The 23,284-nt window shown below is 50.7% G+C and carries 22 protein-coding genes and 1 riboswitch; of the genes, 14 read left to right on the top strand and 8 right to left on the bottom strand.

From position 1 onward, the window contains the following. Positions 1–388 precede the first annotated feature (388 nt). The 7 genes from G9C99_RS05655 (at position 389) to G9C99_RS05625 (ending at position 8,752) form a co-directional block, all read left to right on the top strand. Entirely contained in the window at positions 389–2,359 is a 1,971-nt protein-coding gene (locus G9C99_RS05655; RefSeq protein ID WP_205859828.1) for a calcium-binding protein, read from the top strand. 311 nt (positions 2,360–2,670) lie between these two features. Next, positions 2,671–3,453, top strand: coding sequence for a ribose-5-phosphate isomerase RpiA (rpiA, locus tag G9C99_RS05650; protein WP_166416481.1), 783 nt, complete (start codon positions 2,671–2,673; stop codon positions 3,451–3,453). 17 nt (positions 3,454–3,470) lie between these two features. Beyond that, the gene (gene gor / locus G9C99_RS05645) at positions 3,471–4,826 is read left to right on the top strand and encodes a glutathione-disulfide reductase (protein WP_166416480.1); all 1,356 of its coding nucleotides are present in this window, start codon (positions 3,471–3,473) and stop codon (positions 4,824–4,826) included. A gap of 66 nt (positions 4,827–4,892) precedes the next feature. After that, on the top strand, positions 4,893–6,056 hold the full coding sequence (hflK, locus tag G9C99_RS05640) for an FtsH protease activity modulator HflK (protein ID WP_166416479.1): 1,164 nt from the start codon (positions 4,893–4,895) through the stop codon (positions 6,054–6,056). Further along, on the top strand, positions 6,056–6,925 hold the full coding sequence (gene hflC, locus G9C99_RS05635; RefSeq protein WP_166416478.1) for a protease modulator HflC: 870 nt from the start codon (positions 6,056–6,058) through the stop codon (positions 6,923–6,925). The genes hflK and hflC overlap by 1 nt, the downstream gene beginning before the upstream one ends. After that, complete coding sequence (locus G9C99_RS05630) at positions 6,922–7,119, top strand: DUF2065 domain-containing protein (RefSeq protein ID WP_166416477.1); 198 nt, start codon at positions 6,922–6,924, stop codon at positions 7,117–7,119. Before hflC ends, G9C99_RS05630 begins: the two co-directional genes overlap by 4 nt. A gap of 232 nt (positions 7,120–7,351) precedes the next feature. Then, positions 7,352–8,752: a Do family serine endopeptidase gene (locus G9C99_RS05625; RefSeq protein WP_166417100.1), complete on the top strand. Its 1,401-nt coding sequence runs from the start codon at positions 7,352–7,354 to the stop codon at positions 8,750–8,752. A gap of 47 nt (positions 8,753–8,799) precedes the next feature. On the opposite strand, the gene G9C99_RS05620 is transcribed toward G9C99_RS05625, so the two are convergent. After that, positions 8,800–9,270 carry a peptidoglycan-binding domain-containing protein gene (locus tag G9C99_RS05620; RefSeq protein ID WP_166416476.1) on the bottom strand — a complete coding sequence of 157 codons (471 nt, stop codon included), beginning with the start codon at positions 9,268–9,270 and terminating at the stop codon, positions 8,800–8,802. A gap of 262 nt (positions 9,271–9,532) precedes the next feature. Here G9C99_RS05620 and G9C99_RS05615 point away from each other — a divergent pair, with 262 nt between their 5' ends. Further along, positions 9,533–9,856 carry a 2Fe-2S iron-sulfur cluster-binding protein gene (locus tag G9C99_RS05615; RefSeq protein WP_166416475.1) on the top strand — a complete coding sequence of 108 codons (324 nt, stop codon included), beginning with the start codon at positions 9,533–9,535 and terminating at the stop codon, positions 9,854–9,856. Beyond that, positions 9,856–10,557: an FG-GAP repeat domain-containing protein gene (locus G9C99_RS05610; RefSeq protein ID WP_166416474.1), complete on the top strand. Its 702-nt coding sequence runs from the start codon at positions 9,856–9,858 to the stop codon at positions 10,555–10,557. Before G9C99_RS05615 ends, G9C99_RS05610 begins: the two co-directional genes overlap by 1 nt. On the opposite strand, the gene G9C99_RS05605 is transcribed toward G9C99_RS05610, so the two are convergent. Together G9C99_RS05605 and purD are read right to left on the bottom strand one after the other, a co-directional pair. Next, positions 10,554–11,441 (bottom strand): bestrophin family protein, encoded by an 888-nt coding sequence (locus tag G9C99_RS05605; RefSeq protein WP_166416473.1) that lies wholly within the window; start codon positions 11,439–11,441, stop codon positions 10,554–10,556. The genes G9C99_RS05610 and G9C99_RS05605 overlap by 4 nt on opposite strands. 21 nt (positions 11,442–11,462) lie before the next feature. After that, entirely contained in the window at positions 11,463–12,725 is a 1,263-nt protein-coding gene (gene purD / locus G9C99_RS05600; RefSeq protein WP_166416472.1) for a phosphoribosylamine--glycine ligase, read from the bottom strand. 70 nt (positions 12,726–12,795) lie between these two features. Here purD and xseA point away from each other — a divergent pair, with 70 nt between their 5' ends. Beyond that, entirely contained in the window at positions 12,796–14,355 is a 1,560-nt protein-coding gene (gene xseA, locus G9C99_RS05595; protein WP_166416471.1) for an exodeoxyribonuclease VII large subunit, read from the top strand. On the opposite strand, the gene G9C99_RS05590 is transcribed toward xseA, so the two are convergent. Both G9C99_RS05590 and G9C99_RS05585 read right to left on the bottom strand, forming a co-directional pair. Then, positions 14,352–14,744: a hypothetical protein gene (locus G9C99_RS05590; RefSeq protein ID WP_166416470.1), complete on the bottom strand. Its 393-nt coding sequence runs from the start codon at positions 14,742–14,744 to the stop codon at positions 14,352–14,354. The two genes, xseA and G9C99_RS05590, sit on opposite strands and share 4 nt — an antisense overlap. Positions 14,745–14,752: 8 nt before the next feature. Then, positions 14,753–15,790: an alkane 1-monooxygenase gene (locus tag G9C99_RS05585; RefSeq protein WP_331459975.1), complete on the bottom strand. Its 1,038-nt coding sequence runs from the start codon at positions 15,788–15,790 to the stop codon at positions 14,753–14,755. 168 nt (positions 15,791–15,958) lie between these two features. Here G9C99_RS05585 and G9C99_RS05580 point away from each other — a divergent pair, with 168 nt between their 5' ends. After that, positions 15,959–17,644, top strand: a complete 1,686-nt coding sequence (locus G9C99_RS05580; protein WP_166416469.1) for an NAD(P)H-dependent oxidoreductase subunit E — start codon at positions 15,959–15,961, stop codon at positions 17,642–17,644. 217 nt (positions 17,645–17,861) lie between these two features. Here G9C99_RS05580 and G9C99_RS05575 read toward each other — a convergent pair whose 3' ends face one another. After that, positions 17,862–18,593, bottom strand: coding sequence for a BUD32 family EKC/KEOPS complex subunit (locus tag G9C99_RS05575; protein ID WP_166416468.1), 732 nt, complete (start codon positions 18,591–18,593; stop codon positions 17,862–17,864). A gap of 121 nt (positions 18,594–18,714) precedes the next feature. Here G9C99_RS05575 and ftsY point away from each other — a divergent pair, with 121 nt between their 5' ends. The 3 genes from ftsY to G9C99_RS05560 are packed head-to-tail and all read left to right on the top strand — an operon-like array spanning position 18,715 to position 21,314. Then, on the top strand, positions 18,715–19,767 hold the full coding sequence (gene ftsY / locus G9C99_RS05570; RefSeq protein WP_166416467.1) for a signal recognition particle-docking protein FtsY: 1,053 nt from the start codon (positions 18,715–18,717) through the stop codon (positions 19,765–19,767). A 31-nt stretch (positions 19,768–19,798) separates the two neighbouring features. Next, the gene (locus G9C99_RS05565; RefSeq protein ID WP_166417098.1) at positions 19,799–20,701 is read left to right on the top strand and encodes an EamA family transporter; all 903 of its coding nucleotides are present in this window, start codon (positions 19,799–19,801) and stop codon (positions 20,699–20,701) included. 10 nt (positions 20,702–20,711) lie between these two features. Next, a complete protein-coding gene (locus G9C99_RS05560; RefSeq protein ID WP_166416466.1) occupies positions 20,712–21,314 on the top strand; it encodes an inner membrane-spanning protein YciB in 603 nt (200 codons plus the stop codon). Between the two features lie 13 nt (positions 21,315–21,327). Here the strand turns inward: G9C99_RS05560 and G9C99_RS05555 are convergent, their stop codons facing one another. Both G9C99_RS05555 and G9C99_RS05550 read right to left on the bottom strand, forming a co-directional pair. Further along, positions 21,328–22,035, bottom strand: coding sequence for a glutathione S-transferase N-terminal domain-containing protein (locus G9C99_RS05555; protein ID WP_166416465.1), 708 nt, complete (start codon positions 22,033–22,035; stop codon positions 21,328–21,330). 28 nt (positions 22,036–22,063) lie between these two features. Continuing rightward, entirely contained in the window at positions 22,064–23,041 is a 978-nt protein-coding gene (locus G9C99_RS05550; protein ID WP_166416464.1) for an alpha/beta hydrolase, read from the bottom strand. 123 nt (positions 23,042–23,164) lie between these two features. After that, positions 23,165–23,242: riboswitch (SAM riboswitch) on the top strand. Positions 23,243–23,284: the final 42 nt, after the last annotated feature.

Here is a 23,284-nt window from a genome sequence, read left to right as displayed (position 1 = left end):
CATGTCGTCTGTAAATGCCCTGCTTGATAGGAACAGCAGGATCAGATTTTCTGCCCCATTGCCGAACTTCAAGGACCTACATTACGTTCAATATATCGGAAAGACCTTACACGTCCCTGCAGCTGTATTTTTATACGGACGAGCCATTGTATCTGAATAATTTGCGGGTTCTGCTTCAAGCAAATCCGTGATCGCACTCCTAAAGTTTCAAACTCGGGCTCTTTCAGGCTACGGGCGATCGCGCCTCTGACACCTAACCACAGTTTGACCCATTCCTTTGGGCGTGGCCTGTCCAATGAAGTGACGCTTTTGTTGACTTACAGAAAAAGAAATGGAAGCATAACCAACCATTTATTTTTGTAAATTATCTGTTTTTAGGAGTATAGATTTGTCTCATATATTCGACTTTTCCCAATCAAATAACGGACTAAATTTGACCAACGGAATTGGATCCGCATTCGCCGATTTCGGAGGGGAATTGGTACCGAGCGGTTTTTTCGCCCCTGATCCATTTACTGGATCCGCTAGCGCAACCGTGGAGTATTACACCGCATTAGACGAGGTGGTGAGCTACATTTATGGCATTGATACAAGATGGAACGCCTTTGGTGACGGGACTTTTTCTGATTTCAGGCGTGATGGGGCTATTGAACCGATTTCGGGTTATGCACAGCATCTCTTATCTGGGTTTGCACTTGTTGATTTCGATTTTTCGCTTACGGGTCTAGACGAAGGTTTTAATGGCGGCGGTTTTATTGAAATACTCGGGATTGATGCCCCGCCCATTCGTGGATTAATTGGGCCAGTCCCCCGGGTGGCGGATCAAGGCGCGGCCCTTGAATTAGCGGCGACGCGCATTCATGACGCCCTTCAGCTTGCTTTTGATGATGTTCAAAGCCGCCTTGAAGGAAGTTTGGCGAGCATTGGTGGTATTTATGCGGAACGTTGGGGCACAGGGAATGAGTCCGCGCCTGATGTTATTCTGGAATATACGCCCGATGCGGATACGAGTCTTATCGTTCGTGATCTGTTTGCGGAGGGAGGCCAGTTCGATCTTTCCGTTGGTTTGAGCTACGCTTATTTAAACGAAATTTTTGGTTATGGAGAGGCCGTAGAATTTGAATTTTCTGACTTTGATGACGAAATTATTCAAAATGGTTCGGAAGGGTTAGCGACGCTAAAATTGAATTTGAGAGACGGCAACGACAGCCTGTCTTATGGTCAGCTCAATGATGAGTTTTTAGCAACCACACTGCAAATCGACGCAGGGCGTGGCGATGACAGCCTGAATGTGCTGATAAATGCGCAGGGTATGACAACGCTTTTTGGTGGCGATGGAAATGACAGTATTTTCGTTCATATGAATGGCACGTCGAGTGACAGCCACGCAACTGTTTACGGAGGTGCGGGCAATGATGAGATTACTGCAAATGGTTCAATCATCGCGAGTTACCATGGTGGCGATGGCCAAGATACCATTGCCGGAAGCAATCAAGACGACACAGTCACTGGTGGGTCAGGCAACGATCGAATTTACACTCTCGACGGCGCTGATACTGTAACGGATGGGGATGGAATAGATGCCATTGCGTTGGATGCTGGTAACGATATAGCCATGCTAACGGGTACGACCTATCACACCTCAGAGTATGTGGCTTTTAATGCCAGTTCTGCGACGCAAACCGGAACGCATGTTCAAATCAATCTTGAGGGTTTGCTACGTTTAGAAACGGTTACTGATGGGGGAGCGGATTTTGACGTTGTTCAGTTGGGTGACCAAGGGGACGCATTTTTCTTGCATGATGCCTATTCTGGGTTTCACACCTCTGTTGCGCTTACCGAAGATTCCTTTGGAAATGACAGCGCTGCGCGGTTTTCTGGTATAGAAGAAATCAGAGGCATGGGCGGCGATGATATTATCGATCTGACAAGCCCTGATTATAGCTTGGCCGGTCTGTCGATGTTGGTTGATGGCGGTGCTGGGAATGACACCATTTGGGGATCAGACGCAAATGACAATATCTTTGGCGGTGCAGGTAATGATGTAATCTTCGGCGGGGCTGGCACCAATGTTTTAACGGGTGGTCTTGGTGCTGATGTATTCGAATTTACACGCAGCTCAACCAATACGTCTGTGACTGATTTCGATATCACGGAAGGGGATATGCTGCGCTTCTATAACACGGGAGGCGCGGAATTTGACAGCTCAAGTCTGAGACTGACAGCTGACGGATTTACCATTTCCTATACAGATACGACATCGGGGATAGTGCAGGATGTTTCAATTTCACTAGCTTCAGATGGGGCTGATTTCACGACCACATTGATCGAATTGCAAGGCGCATTAGACATCATTTAACAGAGCTGCCGTCAAATCTGTCGCGTAATCCGTGGTTTAGGCTTTGCATCTGGCGGGCTCCGTGTGTGGCGGTCCGTCAGGTGTTCTTATTGCTGTGTGCTACCTTACGGAGGCAGATATTTTACTTGTAGGGTCGCTGGCATAAATTACAGTTAGGGAAGTCACTTTTTCTCAGGAGCCCTGTCTATCTTTCTGTTACGGTTACCAGAAATTAGGGCAATTGAGGTTCGATTGGGGAAATTGTGTCTTTCTTGTCGCGAGCCCGCGCGACATTCTCTATAACATGCCCAAACTATGAAGGAGTCGCTGCCATGGCCGGAGAATTGTCACCGATCGACAAGGCAAAATTTGTCGCCGCAAAGCGCGCTGTTGATTTTGTCGAAGACGGAATGCGCGTTGGTTTGGGGACAGGTTCGACTGCTGCATGGATGGTGCGTTGTTTGGGGGAATTGGTACGCGAAGAGGGGCTGCGAATTACCGGCGTTCCGACTTCTGCCCGTACAGCGGCGCTTGCGCGCGAAGTCGGCATAAAAGTTGTTTCGCTAGACGAAGCACAATGGTTGGACGTGACCATAGACGGGGCTGACGAATACGATAGCGAATTGAACCTGATCAAAGGTGGCGGCGCGGCTTTGCTTCAGGAAAAGATCGTCGCGACGGCTTCTGATCAGATGATCGTTATTGCTGATATTGGTAAGAAGGTTGAAAAACTTGGGTCATTCCCATTGCCGGTTGAGGTTATTCCATTCGGGTGGCAAACAACAAAGGCGCTGATCGAGGAAACCTTGATCGGGTTGGACGTTATGGGCCGCACGACAACCCTACGAATGAATGGCGATATCCCTGTCATGACGGATGAGGGTAATCACATTATTGATCTGCATCTCAATCGCATCGAAAATGCACGGCAGCTGTCTTTGGTGATGAACCAAATTCCGGGTGTAGTTGAAAATGGTCTGTTTATCGATATTTGTGACGCAGTTGTGATCGGCTATGGGGATGGTAAGGTTGAGGTCCGCGACATAAATAGCGGAACGGTTGAAGAGGATCACATCGACTTTGTCGAAAATGAAAACCTCTTTTCTGATCTATAAATATAGGAACGCGTTTGATGGCATTTGACTATGATTTGTTTGTAATTGGCGGTGGCTCTGGTGGGGTGCGATCTGCACGCTTGGCCGCGAGCGAAGGCGCCAAAGTGGCCTTGGCCGAAGAATATCGTATGGGCGGCACTTGTGTTATTCGGGGCTGCGTTCCAAAGAAATTGATGGTGTATGCGTCAGGCTATCCGACCCAAATCGAAGATGCGCGTTCATATGGTTGGGATGCACAGATTGGCGATTTCAGCTGGCAAACTTTCCGCGGTAAACTGCACGCCGAACTGGACCGCCTTGAAGGGATTTATAAGAATATCCTGAGTTCCAACGGCGTCGAAGCGTTTGATGCCCGAGCCGAAGTCGTCGATGCGCATACTGTTAAACTGTCCTCTGGTCAAACTTTCACTGCAAAACACATTTTGGTTGCCGTTGGCGGTCGCCCGTTCAAACCGGATATGCCGGGTGCAGAACATGCGATTACCTCAAATGAAATCTTCCTACTGGATGAGTTGCCTAAATCAATTCTGATTGTTGGCGGTGGATTTATTGCATGTGAATTTGCCTGTATTTTGAATGGCTTGGGAGTCGACGTTACACAATTTTATCGCGGTGAACAAATCCTGCGCGGTTTTGATGGCGAAGCATGTGATCACATCGCGGGTGAAATGCGCGAAAACGGTGTCAATCTCCATGTTGGTACGAACATCGCATCAATGACCAAAGTTGACGGTGGTCTTGAGGTCGAAGGCACCAATGGTGACACAGCAACTTATGAACACGTCATGTTTGCAACCGGTCGAGTTCCTGTAACCGATGGGTTGGGACTTGAAAACGCTGGTGTTGAATTGGGTCGCAAAGGGCAGGTCATCGTGGATGAATATTCCCAGACGGCTGTGCCATCGATCTATGCGGTTGGCGATGTAACAGACCGGATTAACCTCACACCTGTCGCCATTCGCGAAGGCGTGGCCTTTGTTGAAACCGTGTTTAAGGGTAACCCGACACCAGTTGACCATGAATTGGTCGCATCTGCGGTGTTCACGCAGCCTGAATTTGGCACTGTTGGCATGACCGAGGAAGAGGCGCAAAACTACGGTCCCGTAGAAATTTATGCGACATCTTTCAAACCGATGCAGTCCAGCTTTGCAGGGCGTGCTGACAAAGTGATGATGAAATTGATCGTGGCAAAAGACACCCGTAAAGTATTAGGGTGCCATATTGTCGCCGATCACGCAGGCGAGATGATCCAACTTGCGGGGATTGCCGTTAAAATGGGGGCGACAAAAGAAGACTTTGATCGTACCTGTGCCGTTCACCCAGTGATGGCCGAAGAACTCGTAACAATGAAATCACCAGTGCGCGAAACTTGACAATTACGCATTTGTGACCAGTTAAAAGAGCAATGAATTGCTTTGAACAAAGGGGAATGAGCCCGAATGTCAGGAAATAGTGGCGGCCCATGGGGCGGCGGCGGATCAGGCGGCGGTAATCGCGGCAATGATGATAACAATAACGACGGCGGACGCCGTCCTTCTTCAGATGACGGGCCGCAAATCCCCGAAATCGACGAGATCGTGAAAAAAGGCCAAGAGCAACTGCGTGTTCTCATGGGCGGGGGCGGTAATGGTACGCGCCGTCCGAATGGCGGATCAGGCCCGGACGGTCCTGGTTTGACCAAAGGGACCCTTGTTTTGGGTGCTTTGGCAGCGGCAGCGCTTTGGACTTTCGCTTCGTTCTACTCAGTTAAGCCTGAAGAGCGTTCAGTTGAGTTGTTCTTGGGTGAATTTTATGCTGTCGGCGAACCCGGTCTGAACTTTGCGCCTTGGCCTGTTGTTTCACGGCAGATCGTTGAGGTTACAACCGAGCGGGTCGAAACCATCGGTACTGGCAGTCAGGCTGGTCTCATGTTGACCGGTGACGAAAATATCGTTGATATTGACTTCCAGGTCGTTTGGAACGTCAGCGATCCGGTAAAGTATCTGTTCACCCTACGTGATCCGAGCGCAACCGTGTCTGCGGTGTCTGAATCTGCGATGCGTGAAATTATTGCGCAATCTGAGCTTGCACCGATTTTGAACCGCGATCGTGGTCTGATCAGTGAAACGTTGCAGGAACTGGTTCAAAACACGTTGGACGAATACGAAAGCGGGATCAATATCGTGCGTGTGACGCTTGACCGGGCAGAACCACCCAGCACACCCGTTCGAACCGAAGCACCCGTGAGCGTTGAAGCGGCATTCCGCGAAGTTCAAGATGCGGCGCAAACGCGCGAACGTCTTGAAAACCAAGCGGATGCTTATGCCAACGAAAAATTGGCTGGTGCCCGTGGTGAGCGTGCACAATTGCTAGAAGCGGCTGAAGGCTATCGTGCCCGTGTTGTGAACCTTGCTGAAGGTGAAGCAAGCCGTTTTGGCGCGATCTTGACCGAATATCTGGCAGCGCCAGAAGTAACGCGTCGTCGCCTTTACTTGGAAACCATGGAAGAGGTACTTGGTGGTCTGGATAAGATCATTCTGGACAGCGATACGACCGGAGGCGGGCAGGGTGTTGTCCCTTATCTTCCTCTCAATGAGCTACGTCGCAATGGAGGGTCAAACTGATGCGTAAATCTACTCTCTTATTGCCACTATTGGCACTGATTATCGCGGGCATTATGTCATCCGTGATTATCGTTGATGAACGCCAAAAGGTTCTGATCCTTCAATTCGGTCGCGTTGTATCTGTTCAGGAAGAGCCGGGATTGGCGTTTAAAATCCCTGTTATCCAAGAAGTTGTGCGTTACGATGACCGTATCCTCAGCCGTGATATTCCTGAACGCGAAGTTACGCCCTCTGATGATCGTCGTTTGATCGTTGATGCATTCGCGCGTTATCAGATTTCAGACCCTGTGCGGTTCCGTCAGGCTGTTGGTGCTGGTGGTGAACGTGCGGCCGAAGATCGCCTTGATGGTATCTTTATCGATGAAATCCGCCGGGTTTTGGGGACAGTGTCCTCTGATGATATCCTGTCTTCTGATCGCCGCGCTTTGATGAACCGTATTTCCCAAGCGGCTAATATCAAAGCAAATGCATTGGGTATTCGAGTGATTGATGTACGTCTGAAACAGACAAACCTTCCACCGGAAAACCTCGAAGCGACTTATCTGCGAATGATCACTGAACGTGAACGCGAAGCGCGTGATGAGGTTGCGCGTGGTGGTGAGGCAGCACTTTCTGTGCGGTCTCAGGCTGATCGCGAAGCTGAGGTCATTGTCTCCGATGCGCAACGTCAAGCGTTGATCATCGAAGGTGAAGCTGATGCGCGTCGGAACTCTATTCTGGCAAGCGTTTATGGCAGAGATCCTGAATTCTTTGATTTCTATCGCTCACTCGAAGCCTATCGCAGTGCGCTTCAGGGGGAGAATTCAACAATGGTTCTTTCGCCAAACAGTGACTTCTTCACATATCTTAATTCAGACGGTCGCGAATGATCGCGACTGTTCTGTATGCAATCGGCCTTGTTTTGGCTGTCGAGGGGCTGGTGCTTGCACTGGCCCCTTCGCGTTTGGAAAACATTATTGAGATGCTGAATAGTCTTTCCCACGATACCCGCCGTATTGCAGGTTTATTGGGAATAGGATGTGCTATTTTATTGATTTGGTTTGCGAAATCGCTCGGGGCATAGGGGCTGGTTAAGCAATTCGTCGCTGAACGCACGATGAATTCACAAATATTTCAGCACTAGACATTGAAAATATGCAACGAATAGCAAAAATAATATCTATACGGGCGTGTGCATCGGCATTGGCTCGGGTCCAACAGAACCCAACAAAAAGGAGACCGGTGTGATATCGCAGGTCCAGACACTTACTCTTCCAACCAACGCAGCGCGCGTCAAATTCGTGCCGCTGTTTTTTATGGCAGTTGTGCTTTTGATCATGCAGGCCGCTATGGCAGTTGCACGTGGCGCACCGGAAACTTTTGCTGATTTGGCCGAAGAAGTCAGCCCATCAGTGGTGAACATCACAACCAGCACGACGGTTTCGTCGCGTATTGGGGGCGGACCTATTGTGCCAGAAGGGTCCCCCTTCGAAGAATTTTTCCGGGAATTTAACGATCGGAGCAACCGGGGCGAACGCGCACCGCAACGCAATCAGGCGCTTGGTTCGGGTTTTGTCATTTCTGAAGATGGGTTTATCGTGACCAATAATCATGTCATCGAAGGCGCTGATGAGATTTTGGTGGAATTTTTCTCTGGTGAAGAGTTGCCTGCCGTGGTCGTAGGAACAGACGTAAACACTGATATTGCTGTCTTAAAAGTCGAAAGCGAAACGGCGCTGCCCTTTGTATCGTTTGGCGATAGCGATATTATGCGTGTTGGGGATTGGGTCTTGGCCGTAGGTAACCCACTGGGCCAAGGTTTTTCCGTATCAGCTGGTATTATCTCAGCGCGCAATCGCGAATTGTCAGGCACTTATGATGACTTTTTACAGACAGACGCTGCGATCAACCGGGGCAACTCTGGCGGGCCATTGTTCAACATGGATGGCAATGTGATTGGTGTGAACACAGCGATCCTTAGCCCGAATGGTGGCTCTATCGGTATCGGGTTTTCGATGTCTTCTGCTGTTGTGACACGTGTGGTGGACCAATTGCGCGAATTCGGGGAAACACGTCGCGGTTGGTTGGGTGTACGGATTCAGGATGTTGGTGACGACGTTGCTGAGGCGCTGGGGCTTTCAGATGCGCGTGGTGCTTTGGTGTCCGATGTGCCTGCAGGTCCAGCGGAAGATGGCGGTATATTGGCTGGTGATGTTATTTTGTCCTTTGATGGGACCGACGTACAGGACACCAGCGATCTGGTGCGTCAGGTCGGTAACTCAGCTGTTGGGCAGGCCGTGCGTGTTGTTGTGTTTCGTGATGGCGGCACACAGACACTTCTCGTGACATTGGGACGCCGGGAAACGGCCGAGGCCGCTAATGAACCCGCTGCATCTCCTGATGAACCTGTGGAACCTTCGTCTACCTCAATTTTAGGGTTGGAGCTTTCGGAGATCACGGATGAGATGCGGGAGCAACTTGGCTTTGCCCCAAATGTGATCGGGTTGGTTGTTATGGACGTGGATCCTGATTCGGATGCGGCCTCTAAAGGGGTGCAAATTGGAGACTTGGTAACTGAAGTTGGCCAACGCGCAATTGCAACAACCGAAGCCTTTGAGGGAATTATCGCCGAGGCACGGGAAGCCGGTCGCAAATCGGTATTGCTATTGATCCAGCGCGATGGCGATCCACGCTTCGTGGCCTTACCGTTGAACTAGGGCGGCGTAAACGTTTAGGAAAGGCACCTTCGGGTGCCTTTTTTTATTTAGAACTGAGATAAATCAATCGCAGATAGGCCTAAGCGGCGTGCTGCATCAAGCGATAGAATACGGCTGTCCAACCCGAAGCTTTGCTGAAATGCACGAATTGCACGTTCCGTTTTTGGATCAAGCTGCGCTGTGATGGCACCGTCATAATAGCCACGTGCAATCAAAGCGCGCTGAAGTGTTTCTAAAAACTCAACTGATAATTCGGGAAAACAAGGCGTTTCAAAACGCAACTCTTGGCGCGGTTGAATAATTTCTTGCCGAGTTTCAGTGCGATAGCGTGCGGCGCTTTCGACAGAGCCATCTTCAGCCAGTATTTCAGGGCTGACCAGAATTTGTTCGGTGACCGTTTCGATCACTGCAGGGGTATGATCAAGTCCCCAGCAGCTTCCGGGTGGGGCGCCTTGGGGGGCTGCAGCATGTGAATAGGCTTGCAGACGCTCTGTTCTATGGGAATTGTCAGTGGGCACGGGTTCACAACCGGCCAAGACACCGACGCCAGCAGTTGCCCAAAATAGATTTCTGACTCGTCCAAAATACTGCACAGGTTCTGTCGGCCTCTTTCTCTTTACATTCGTCTACAGCAAATTTAGGAGCTAAGAACAGTGAAACTTTATCAACACCATCTAGTGTTGAGGTTATTCTTCTTTAGTCTGCACAAAAAAAGAGCTGGATTGACTTCTCTAGGAAGGCTAAGCATCCGGTTAAGACTTACGTTGGGAAGAGGAACCGATGGCGAAAATTACTTATATTGAGCATAACGGCACCGAGCATGTTGTCGAGGTCGCAAATGGCCTAACCGTTATGGAAGGCGCGCGGGATAATAATATCCCCGGAATCGAAGCAGACTGTGGCGGTGCATGCGCATGTTCCACTTGTCACGTATATGTGCATCCTGATTGGGCTGAAAAACTGCCAAAGATGGATGCAATGGAAGAAGATATGCTTGATTTCGCGTTTGAGCCTGACATGTCCCGTTCCCGTTTGACTTGCCAGATTAAGGTAACTGACGCGATGGAAGGCCTCGTCGTCCAAATGCCAGAAAAGCAAATCTGATGAAACGGGCGGTTGGCATTGGGCTTGCCGCCCTTTTTGTATCTGCGCGCCTGGCGTCGGCGGATATTGTTTCAGCACATTACGCTGAACCAACGGAACGTTACCGTCATGGCGTTTTTGGGGATGTCAGTGAATTTGGCGCGTTAGTGCTGAATACAAATTCACGCCAAATCACCATTCGCCTGCCGCAATCCCATGTTTTTGAGGATCTTGAGCCAAGATTGATTGATGTCGACAGCGACGGAGATTTTGAGGTGGTCGTGATCGAAACAGATGTGCGGCGCGGCGCGGCCTTGGCCATTTATGATGAAACTGGAAAAGTGGCGGAGACCCCACATATTGGGCGCACAAATCGATGGCTCGCGCCGATTGGTGCGGCAGATCTAGATGGCGATGGTTTGGTCGAACTGGCCTATATTGATCGCCCGCATTTGGCCAAGGTATTGCGCATCTGGCGGTTTGACGATGGCGCGTTGCAGCGCGTGGCAGATATTGACGGGTTAACAAACCATCGGTTTGGGCAGGACTTCATATCTGGTGGAATAGCCGAATGTGGTGCCAACCCGTTTATGGTGACCGCTAATGCGGCATGGTCGTCTGTTGTGCGTACCCAGTTTGAACAGGGTCGGTATGTCAGCACAGTGATCGGCCCGTTTGAGGGCGCTCAGTCTATTGAGGATGCACTGGACTGTGACAATTAACTTAACACGCCGTCTGTAGGTGTTAAGGGGGCAGGTGGGTCGAGTTCCAAATGCGGCGTTAAGCTGATTTCGATCACCCGGCACATCGCATCCAAGGGCAGCCCGTTAACGGTCGTGCCAAATGGATTTTCCAACTCTTCCGTCACTTCAGCCAAACCAAAGAACACATAGGCGATCACCCCAACAAACAGCGGAGTGAGCCAATTGACGTTTTCCAAAAATGCCATCGGAACCAACAGACAGTACAGATAGGTCGTCCGATAGACGAGCAATGAATACACATGCGGCAATGGGGTTGTTGCGATGCGTTCACATCCAGCTTGCGCCAAAGCAATACCACCGAGGCGCTCGGACAAAGAGCGCGCGCCAAACCCGTCAATTTCTCCGGTGCGGTGGCCGTCCGTAATTTCGGCATTGATAGCATTGAGCGCAGTACAGGGGGGATGTGCCCCATAAGGCAGATCAGATACCCACTGTTTGGCATTTTCGTTCTCGACGCTGCGCAGGTTGGCTCGGTGACGGTGGATAAAGCACAAAGACAAGCGTAGGATTTTAATCCGGCGGTCCTTGTTGGAAATGAATAAATCACATTCCCGCGCAAATGCGCGAAAATCAGCAATCAATCCACCCCATAGACGCCGTCCCTCCCACCAGCGATCGTAGGCGGCGTTATTGCGAAAACCCAAAAACAAAGACAGGGCAATACCAAACACGGCAAAGGGGGCCGCGCTTGTATGCGGCAAGGCATAAACAAAATTATCCACCAGCACGAGCGCGGTTGAGTAAGCCATTAGGGCCAAGATGCGCGGGAAAATATGGGGCAACACCGAACCTTTTATCGCAAAGAGCAATTGAAAGAGGTTCGGCTTGTCTTTGATAATCATCTTTGGCCCCAATCAGGTGTTTTAAAGAGCGCGCCAGCCAATATCGGATCGGTTAAACCCCTCGGGCCAATCTATTTGATCTACCATTGCATAGGCGCGTTTGCGGGCCTCGGCTAAGTTGTCACCACGTGCCGTTACGTTCAAAACCCGACCACCGGTTGCAGTGACCTTGCCGTCTTTTGCGGTGGTTCCAGCGTGGAAAACCATATTCATGCTGTCTTCGGAGATTTGATCCAAGCCGCTGATCACTGTCCCTTTTTCATAGGAACCGGGATAACCATTGGCCGCCATCACAACAGAGATTGCATGGTCATCCGCCCAGTTGACTTGAGCCTCATCCAGTTTGCCCTCGGCACAGGCCAACAACAAATCCAGAGCTTGCGCGCCAAGACGCATCATCAGCACCTGACATTCAGGATCACCAAAGCGTACGTTGTATTCGACAAGGCGGGCCTGACCGTCCTTGATCATGAAACCCGCATATAGAACGCCTTGAAAAGGTGTACCACGTTTGGCCATTTCGGCAACGGTTGGGCGCACGATTTCGGCCATTGCGCGTTCTGCAATGGCGTCGGTTAGAACTGGGGCGGGGGAATATGCGCCCATGCCGCCGGTGTTTGGGCCTTCGTCGTTGTCATAGGCGCGTTTGTGGTCTTGGGCGGTGCCAACAGGTAGCGCTGTTTTGCCATCGCAAAGGATGAAATATGACGCTTCTTCGCCGTCCATGAACTCCTCAATGACGACTTCAGCGCCCGCATCGCCAAATTCGCCGCTGAACATATCGTCAATCCCCGCGAGCGCCTCTTCTTCGGTCATTGCGACGATAACGCCTTTGCCGGCGGCCAGACCGTCAGCTTTGACAACAATGGGTGCGCCTTGTTCGCGAATGTAGGCTTTGGCTGGCTCTGCCTCAGTAAAGCGCGCGTAGGCTGCTGTGGGGGCGTTTGCTGCGTCGCAGATTTCTTTGGTGAATGCTTTGGACGCCTCTAACTTTGCCGCTTCTGCAGACGGGCCAAAACACAAAATCCCTGCATTGCGCAGATCATCCGCAACCCCAACCGCAAGCGGAGCCTCAGGGCCGACAATCACGAAATCGATTGCGTTTTCTTCGGCAAAGGTAACAACCGCGCTGCCATCCATAATATCAAGCGAAGCACATTCAGCGATATCTGCCATTCCGGCATTGCCCGGCGCTGCAATCAAACGATCGCATTTTGGGTTCTGTTTTACCGCCCAAGCCAGCGCATGTTCACGCCCGCCGCTTCCGAGGATAAGAATGTTCATGAATGTGTCTCCTTGGACTCTTGTTGCAGGCGTTCTAAGGTGCGTTCAACAACATGACAAGCGAGGCAGGATGTCAGACCTGTTTGAAGAGCCAGAAACTGGGGTAAATGCCCCTGAATTCACAGTAACCGAGATTTCAGGCGCGGTGAAACGCACCATTGAAGGGTCATTTTCCCGCGTTCGGGTGCGCGGTGAGGTTGGGCGTGTGTCCAAACCGCGTTCGGGTCATTTGTATTTGGACTTGAAAGATGACCGTTCTGTTCTGTCGGGAATCATCTGGAAGGGTGTCGCCAGTAAACTTCAGACCCTCCCCGAAGAAGGGATGGAGGTCATCGCCACCGGTAAGCTCACGACCTTTGGTGGGCAATCCAAATACCAAATGGTGATCGAAGACATCGCGCCCGCCGGTATGGGTGCGCTGATGGCGATGCTGGAAAAGCGTAAGGCTTTGCTTGCATCTGAAGGGTTATTTGCGCCTGAACGTAAAAAGCCGCTGCCTTATCTTCCCGAAGTGATCGGCGTCGTCACGTCACCGTCCGGCGCCGTTATCCGAGATATTTTACACCGCCTACGGGATCGGTTCCCGCGCAAAGTGCTGATTTGGCCAGTAGCGGTACAAGGTGCGAAATGCGCACCTGAGGTGGTGAACGCGATCAACGGATTTAACGCTATGACACCCGGAGGCGCGCTGCCACGGCCGGACTTGTTGATCGTTGCGCGTGGCGGTGGATCAATTGAGGATCTTTGGGGATTTAATGAGGAATCTGTTGCCCGTGCAGCGGCGGATTCTGAAATTCCACTGATTTCAGCGGTGGGTCACGAAACCGATACGACATTGATCGATTTTGTTTCGGACCGGCGTGCCCCGACACCTACAGCAGCGGCAGAGCATGCTGTCCCTGTGCGGCTTGAGTTGTTGAATTGGGTGTCAGAGCAGGATGCGCGTTTGACTAGGGCTTTGACCCAAGCAGTTTCGCAACGTGGTCAACGTTTGCGGGATGTGGCGCGGGCTTTGCCCAAGCCTGAGGCTTTGATTGAAACCGCGTCACAGCGATTGGATGTGGCGACCGCGCGTTTGGATCCGGCGTTGCGTCAAACCGTGCAGGTTAAACGTATTGCGTTGGAACAGCGGTCTGCCCCGTTAAAGGGCGGTGCATTGATGCAAAGAGTGCGTCATGAACAGGATCGCCTTAAGGTGCTTTCTGGCCGTGCGGCACCCGGACTGTCGCGCAGCGTTCAGCAAAAGCGACAATCCCTAGATCAACGTATTGCGCGCTTGCGTATTCCGGTTTTGATCCAAGATATCGAGCGCAAAAAAGAAAAACTAAACACAATCAGTCGCCGGTTTTCGCTTCAAGGCAAAACGCAATTGTCAAAATGGGAAGCAAAGCTAGATGCGGTGACACGTATGCATCAGACATTGGGTTACAAAGAAACGCTCAAACGTGGCTATGCTGTTGTGCATTCAGATGACCAAGTTATCACATCGAAATCCGCTGCGGAAAAAGCCACTGCACTGGAAATCGAATTTCATGACGGTCGGGTTGCATTTGCAGAGGAAAAGACCAAAACAGCTGCGAAATCCGTTAAGAAGCCGACAAAACCACCAGAGCAAGGCAGTTTATTTTAAGCGCCCACGTCTGGTCCAACACACAACAATGGCTCGTCCGTATCTGCAACGCTTAGCAGATCGGGCGTGTTGTTATCATTTTCAAAATGCCCCCTGAGTTGTCCATTTTCATAGTAAAATGACCAACATTGGGCTTCGTTCCAGCCATCATAAACAAAACAAATTAGATCGAGATCGGCGACCCAGCCGCCCTCAATGCAGCGCCCATCTAAAAATGACCAACGAACCCGCCGCCCGGGCAGGTATTCTTCGGCTCCGTATGCAACATTATCGGATTCGAAAAAGAATGTGCGCCCCTCTGTGAGGTCTTGAAACTCCTCTGGAGTTAGGGGCGTTTGCGCGACGACAGGCACTGCCAGAAAAAGCGAAAAGAAAAACTGTTTGATCATGACCAACCTCATTTCAGGTCAGGGTGCCAGTGTTTGACGCGGTGGTCCATCACTTTGCGCCATAATCTTGGGGATAAGGCGATTGCCCCCATGACGGGCAGGCTCGCCGGAAGAAGGGGCGACATGGCCGCATTGGGGACAGGCAATGCAGGAAACGCTTTGCTCGGGGTGGTGTGGTGACCGCTATGCCGAGGCGCATTCAGCATCGTCAGGCTGCTAAACCAATGTGGGCTGTCCCAGGAATGACGTTCATTGACGGATTCGTATTGCCCATTTGGCAACAGTGCGCGCCGCAAACCGTAATGCTGTACATAGTCCGATAGCATCAGTTGCAATTGGGCATAAAACGCGAGCCCAAGGAAAATCGCGACACCCTTTGCTCCTCCGAGGAAAAAAGCCATGCAGGCAAACAACAAACCACCTAAACAATAGGCAATATAGGGGTGGATGCGCTTGGTTTTTGTTTGCGTTATGCGCTGGGTTTCAGCCTCAAGCGCGGCAGTGAATGACCCGATCCAAGCGTCTGGAAAAAAACGATAAAAGCTTTGCCCATAGGCCGCGCTGTTTGGGTCATCTGGGGTGGCGACATATTTGTGATGTATCAGCCTATGCGCGGAGGTGTGATGCCCAAACAGAAGCGAGATATAAATCCATTTCCCCAATTCAAACAAATGCCGATCACCACGATGAATCAGTTCATGGGCGTTTGAATTACTAATCTGTCCAAAGAACATGCCAAAGCTCACGAACAGTGCAACTTTTTGCGAAAGGTCAAAGGAAGTGTTTGTGAGCACCCACACGGCCAGCGCAAGCATCAAAAAATGGCAGATACCTAAGAAAAACGAAAGTCGATCCGCGTCCTCCAATGTCTCGTTATCGCTTGTCGCGGGGACCGAAATTTTGAAAGAACGATCTAAAATGAACGTAAATACAATGAGGTAGCTAAGCGAAAGCCATATCCATAGCCCGCCCATAGTGGCTGCAAAACACAGCAGCAATAGGGGGCAAACAGTCGCAATTACATGGGCAAATATAGGGTGACGCACAGGATAGCCTTTCTGGCGCAAAGGAAAAAATCGAGCGGAGTTACCGTTTATCCTATCCAATTGAGAAGCAAAAGAAACGCTTATGGTCGCGTGTATGTCGTTTTTGACATGGCCAATCAGGGGGCATTCAGACTAAAACCGCATCTGTAGCAAAGACAGGTGCAGCAGATGGCATTGGATGAGCAAAAAGGTGTATGGAAATCCGGGCGCGGAAAAGGGCGTAAAACCCCTAAAGGTCGCCAGTTGGATGATCAGGCATGGGATGAAGTACGTGAGCTTCTAGGCGATAGCCCCCGTAGCCGTGATCTTCTGATCGAGTTTCTACACCTGATTCAAGATAAATTTGGGTGCCTGTCAGCAGCGCATCTGCGGGCTTTGGCCGAGGAACTCCGTGTGGGGCAGGCCGAAGTTTACGAAGTTGCGACATTCTATGCGCACTTTGATGTGGTGAAAGAAGGCGAAACACCGCCACCTGCATTGACCATTCGTGTTTGCGATTCTTTGTCTTGCGAATTGGCAGGGGCAGAGCAATTGCAAAAGGCGCTTGAGGATGGGCTTGATGCCTCTCAGGTGCGTGTGTTGCGTGCCCCTTGCATGGGCCGTTGCGATACAGCGCCTGTTTTGGAAATTGGTCACAATCATATCGACCATGCGACCGTTGAAAAAGTCGAGGCCGCGATTGCAGCTGACGACACACATGCGCATGTGCCTGATTATGAAACCTTCGCTGCTTATGAGGCCGAAGGTGGATATGCCAAACTAAAAGAGTTGCGCGAAAGCGGCGATTGGGAAGCTGTCCAAGAAGATATCCTAAGCTCAGGCCTACGTGGTTTGGGTGGTGCTGGTTTCCCATCTGGCAAAAAATGGGGCTTTGTTCGCATGAACGAAGGTCCACGCTACATGGCGGTAAACGGCGATGAAGGTGAACCCGGGACATTCAAAGATCGCTATTACTTAGAACGTGTTCCTCATGTGTTTCTTGAGGGTATGTTGATTGCTGCATGGGCGGTTGAGGCTGAAAAAGTCTTTATCTACATGCGCGACGAATACCCTGCTGTGTTGTCAATTCTGGCAACCGAAATTGCAGCATTGGAAACCGCTGGGATTGTTGAACCGGGGTATATTGATCTGCGTCGCGGCGCAGGTGCATATATCTGTGGCGAAGAATCTGCGATGATCGAATCCATCGAAGGTAAACGCGGTATTCCACGTCACCGTCCGCCATTTGTGGCGCAGGTTGGTATCTTTAATCGTCCGACTTTGGTGCACAATGTTGAGACTTTGCACTGGGTTTCAAAAATCTGCCGCGAAGGTGGTGAAATCCTATCGTCCGTTGAAAAGAACGGTCGCAAAGGGCTTCGCAGTTATTCTGTTTCTGGCCGTGTGAAAAACCCAGGCGTTCATTTGCTTGAGGCTGGTTCAACGATCACTGATGTGATCAATGCGGCTGGTGGTATGCTTGATGGGCACGCTTTCAAAGCCTATCAGCCGGGCGGCCCGTCCTCTGGTTTGTTGCCGGCGTCTATGCATGACATTCCGTTGGACTTTGACACTCTGCAACCGCATGGCACCTTTATCGGGTCGGCTGCTGTTGTTGTGCTGTCTGACAAAGACAGCGCGAAACAAGCTGCGATCAACATGCTGAAGTTCTTTGAGGACGAAAGCTGCGGTCAATGTACCCCGTGTCGTGTCGGTTGTGAAAAGGCCGTGAAGCTGATGCAGGCAGACAAATGGGATCAGGGCCTGCTAGGCGAACTGTGCACCGCAATGTCCGACGCTTCAATCTGTGGTCTGGGGCAGGCGGCTCCGAACCCGATTAAGCTAACGATGCAGCACTTCCCTGACGAAGTATAAATAAAAAGGGCCGGGTTTTCCCGGCCTTTTCTTTTTTGGTTCGTTACCAAAAACGCGTTGCCAGATGGTTCCGCCTAAAAGCTTTCCAACATAAAAATACGCAATCAAAAGCGCGATCCTTAGTAAGGCTGGCGCGTGAAGTTTTTACGCTATGTGTAAAAGCCCTATCATCTAAAAATCTACGCGATGATAGCTAAACGGTTGCGATAGGCGTAAATTATTTTTTGAAAGCCTCAAACGTAGGCGGTATTGCATTGAATTCTTTGGAACTCCGCACCGCACGTATTGGGGCGGTCACGGGGATAATCCAGCGATGCCGATGGCACCAATCTTGGGCCAGTTCCCAGATGCCTTGGGTGTCGCAGGATTTATAGGTTTCTATCGCTTTGTTTATTTCGTCGCGCGGGCGTTGTGTGACAGCAAGCGCATTGAATACAAACATAATTATGTCGCGGGCATGGCCTGCTGGTGTGTTCAGTTTTGGGGAAAAGTTTTCAAAATCAAGGAACGTAAGTGTACCATCATCCCAGCAAATATCACGCAGGCTGGGGCGCCCATGGCTGATGCCCTTTTTGTGCAGGTCAGCCAAACCCATCGCCGCGTCCGACATGGCACGCATTGTGTTGGGCCCGTCTAGGTCGTGAAAAAAGTGGTTTAAAGTCGGTCCGCTATCTTTGGTTACAAGAATATCATCGCCTTCGATGATAATCTCTGAGACGGGAATGCCTTGTTCGTGCAAATCATGCAGGGCTTCTTTTTCTTTTGCGAATTGAGTGAGGGCGTCACCCTTTTGAAGGCGTTGAATAAACCCGTGCTTTTCCGGGCGCTTGATCCAAAAGGTTTCGCCTTTGATTTTTGTGCTGTGAATGCGGATCAGCGGGTCAGCATGGACGACAAAGCTGGCCACAGCTTCGTAACCCGGTGCGATATATGTGTATTTGCTCGACATTTGCTCTCATATAGGTCCGTTTTTTAGGTTTTCCAAGCAGGATTGCGGAAAATCCGGGCTTGGCTCTTCCATCTAGGGCAAAGCTGCAATAACTGAGTTGATAGGTTATTAGAGGCTCCAAATGGCGTTTTTCAAAAAACTTAAAGACCGAATGTTTAAATCTTCCTCAAAAATTGAGGAAGGGCTTGATGCAATCGTGCAAGAAGCGGAGCCAACACCTGAGGTTCAAGCCCCCGTTGCGCAAGCGTCAATAGCTTCAGACATAGCTGAACCAAAGCCTGTTGAGCCGGCAAAAAAAGGAATTTTGGGGCGCCTGATTGGCGATAAGCCCGAGGCCGTGCGGCGCGAGCTTGATGATGAGATGCTGGAGCAACTCGAGGAGTTGCTCATCGCGGCGGATATGGGGGTTGATACAGCCCTGCGCGTTACGGCGAATATGGCCGAAGGTCGGTTTGGTAAAAAGCTATCGTCAAATGAGATAAAACAACTTTTGGCGAATGAAGTTGCACGTATCATGGAACCCGTCGCAAAGCCGTTGCCAATCTATGCGAAAAAACCACAGGTCGTACTCGTTGTTGGCGTCAATGGTGCCGGAAAAACCACAACGATTGGCAAACTTGCCAGCCAATTTCAGGCTGCGGGAAAATCAGTTGTGATCGCGGCTGGCGATACGTTTCGCGCGGCTGCGGTTGAACAACTTCAGGTTTGGGGGGAACGGGCCGGCGTGCCAGTTCTGACCGCACCTGAGGGGTCAGATCCCGCGTCTTTGGCTTATGATGCAATGGTTCAGGCCGAACGTGACGGTGCCGATCTGCTGATGATAGACACAGCAGGGCGTTTACAAAATCGCCAAGATTTGATGGAAGAGCTTGCAAAAATAGTTCGGGTGATCCGTAAAAAAGACGACACCGCACCGCACAACACGTTGCTTGTTCTAGATGCGACCACGGGCCAGAACGCTGTTAATCAAGTGGGTACATTCCAAAAGCTTGCGGATGTGTCTGGGCTAGTCATGACCAAATTGGATGGCACGGCTAAGGGCGGCGTTCTTGTTTCCTTGGCTGATAAGTTTGGATTGCCCATTCATGCGATTGGCGTGGGTGAAAAAATTGACGACCTCGCGCCGTTTGATCCAGAGGAATTTGCAGCGGCGTTGACGGGGATCGACAACTGATGCCGGATTGGCAAACTCGGTCTACAACGTGCTGACAGATTGGCTTTTGACGCTCGAGGGCACTGAGGTTGGGCATCAACTCGCGTTGGTGCTGGCCATTGTCGCGGCGGTGTTGCATGCGGTTTTTGGTGCACTGCAAAAGGGGCGGTATGACCCTTGGATCATGCGCGGGGCCATCGATATCAGCTATTGCGTGATTGCGATGCCATTTGCGCTGTTTGTGGTGCCTTGGCCTGAACCCCATATGTGGCCAATCTTTGCTGGGGCGTTTGTTATTCACGTTGCGTATAAGATGTTGCAAGCGCAAGCTTATTCACTGGGGGCATTTACGGTTGTTTACCCTGTGGTGCGCGGAACTGGACCGTTGTTCACGGTTATCGCGGCTTATTTCGTTTTTTCAGAAACATTTGCGCCTATGCAATGGTTTGGCGTTTTTGTTTTGATCAGCGGAATCTTCGGCTTGGCCGGATATAACTATATGAAAACGCAGGTAGATCGCGATATTCTGGTTCGCGCATTGATGCTGGCGTGTATTACGGGCGGCACCGTAGCACTTTATACCACGTATGATGCCTATGGAATTCGCGCGACCGAAGACCCATTTACCTTCTTGGCGTGGTTTTTCATGATCGATGGATTGTTTATGCCAATCGTCGCTTACCGCCATTATCAAACAATGGAGGAAAAACCCGCGCTGGTTCCTTTGTTTAAAAGGGGTGTCATCGGGGCGTTCATCGCTTTTGCGAGCTTTGGGTCAATCATGATGGCGACCCGATTGGACAAGGTTGGCGAAGCGGCGGTGTTGCGCGAAACCTCTGCCGTTTTTGCGGCTGTGATTGGTTGGTTGTTTTTAAAAGAGACCGTCGGTCCCAGAAGATTGATCTTGATGGGGTTGATTGCGACGGGTGCGGTGGTAGTTGAACTGGGTGGATAAAGGAAACGAGATGAGCGAAAAACAAGTCAGCCCAACCCTACGTGGGATTATCGAATACGGACCGCTTATTGCGTTCTTTGTCGGGTATATGCGCCTAAAGGGCGATGTGGTTACATTTAATGGCGTTGAATACGAAGGGCTCATTGTGGCCACAGCGTTGTTTATTCCATTGCTGCTGCTATCGACTGGCTTGTTGTGGTGGCTGACGGGGGCTTTGTCAAAAATGCAGATCATGACTGCATTGCTGGTTGTCGTGATGGGTGGCATGACGATTTGGTTGAATGACAGCCGGTTTTTCAAAATGAAGCCAACCATTCTTTATGTTTTCTTTGGTGGAGCACTGACGTTTGGCTTGATGCGTGGACAGAGCTATCTCAAGTTTTTGATGGGGGAAATGTTACCGCTTAAGAACGAAGGTTGGATGATACTGACCAAACGCTTGGCGATCTTTTTCTTTGCGCTCGCTGTGGCAAATGAATTTGTTTGGCGCACCATGAGCGACACAACTTGGGTAACATTTAAAGTGGTCGGTTTAACGCTGGCGCTCTTTGGGTTCTTTATGTCTCAAGTGAAACTGTTTCATGTCTATGGCGAAGAAAAGGGCGGTGAATAACCGCCCCTTTCTTTTAGCCTTTTTGCTTAAACAACAGATCCTGCGCCTTTTTATCCTGCTCGAGATTTGAGCGATTTTCGGCTGCGATGGATTTACCTTTCGCTGTTTGGGGGCGGTTTCCAACGGTTTCCAACCAGCGTGAAAAATGCGGCTTATCGCTGATGTCCTGTTGTTGGCCTTCCCATAGAATGGCCCAAGGCCAGATCGCCATATCGGCGATGGAAAAGAAATCCCCTGCAACAAATTCTGACTTGGCGAGTTGGCGGTCAAGCACACCATATAGACGGCCTACCTCATTGCGGTAGCGATCCTTGGCATAGGGCAAATCATGGGATGGGGTCATTGCCGGGGCGTATTTTAAAAAATGATGCGCTTGGCCTGCCATCGGACCCACACCGCCCATTTGCCACATCAACCATTGATCGACGTTGATCTGTTCGCGTGCCGATGTTCCGTAGAATTTGCCAGTTTTGCGGGCCAGATATTGTAAGATTGCACCAGATTCAAAAATCGAAATCGGTTCGCCATCTGGGCCGTCATGATCAACGATCGCAGGCATCCGGTTGTTTGGCGCAATTTTCAAAAACTCTGGATCGAATTGGGCACCAGCGCCGATATCAATCATATGCAGATTGTACGGAAGGCCCATTTCTTCGAGTGCGATGGTGATTTTCCAGCCATTGGGCGTGGGCCAATAATAGAGATCAATAGGTTTGGTCATGGTTGCTCCTGTCCTTTGGCAAAGACAATCACGCCTTATACTGTGAGGGCAAGCGAAGACATGTGCATGCATACGCAATAAGCCGTGACCAGCGGGGCATTTTTGCACAGGGCAGCAGTGCGCGTATCTGGTCCAAGCTGTGTTTTTGCGGGTGGCGCAAAAGCGCTTGATAAAAGCCAAACATTCCTGGGCGTAAATACCCAGACCAATGGCAAACAAGATGGGCAGGGGGAGAAATTCGAAACCCAACACGCGCGAGGCGGCGTAATGTCCGCGGGCAGTCAAGTTGGATATCCAGCCAATTTCCGCAGGGTTTTTTCAACCCATGCCCGAGTGATCGCGCCCCCATCGTAAACGGGGCAGACGCCCATTCAACCAGAAAATCATACCAGTCATTTTCACGGCTCGTTATATTAAATATCTCAACCGTGCGCCCCGCAGGGGTTTTCATAACCTGTTCCGCTACATTGCTTAGTTCAGCTGCGGCCATCAGAATTGCACGTTCAACAGCGTTGGCTGGAAGATGGGGCAAAGCTGCTAAAAATACGCGCGCCCCCATACTATGTGCAAACACCTGAATTTTGCGATTTGGGGCGCTGGATTTGATCAGTTCTATCAACTGCGCTAACTGACGACCAGCCATTGCAGCTTCGCGATATGCGGCGCGAAATCCTTTACAAGCCTCCCACCCAAAGGCAATGCATAATCCGGTTTCAGGGCGCTTTTTCCCAAAACCCAAATGGCGGGGCCAACTGATAGCGCGACTAAACATCGGGTCGGGGCTCAACGCCAGAATATGCTTGTGTGGTGAATTTGAAGGATCGCTGGGGGAAAATTTCATCCCATGTAAAAGTATGACAATCGGCCCTTCGTCAGATGTGTGGTGCAAAGCCTGTTCAAGTGGTTCGCATTTCCGCGCGCGATAGTGTGTAGGTGTTTCAATCGGTCCAGTTTCAGTGGGCCAGATCAGATGGGTGCCGTTGGTATTGACCTTCAAAAGGGTCATTGGGGACCTCTTTTCGCTGCTCTTGTCGTTTTAATACATCAGGAATAGGGCCAGCATATGACGAAGCGATAAACATCTTATTACACCTGCGTCAAACCTTGACGACCCCAATGAAACAAGCTAGTTCGCGGTTGTGGTGATTTGTTTCCGGATTGCAGGCCACGTTAAAAATACTGCTAAAGAGGTCAGGGATATTGCACCCTCGGCGTCTTGTACGGTGGGGGTTTTTTTATGTCCAAAGGG

Origin of the sequence: Cochlodiniinecator piscidefendens (genome assembly GCF_011326755.1) — a bacterium.
GTDB classification, from domain to species: Bacteria; Pseudomonadota; Alphaproteobacteria; order Rhodobacterales; family Rhodobacteraceae; genus Cochlodiniinecator; species Cochlodiniinecator piscidefendens.
Note: the sequence above shows the minus strand (reverse complement) of the source record. Positions and strands in the feature narration are given on the sequence as shown.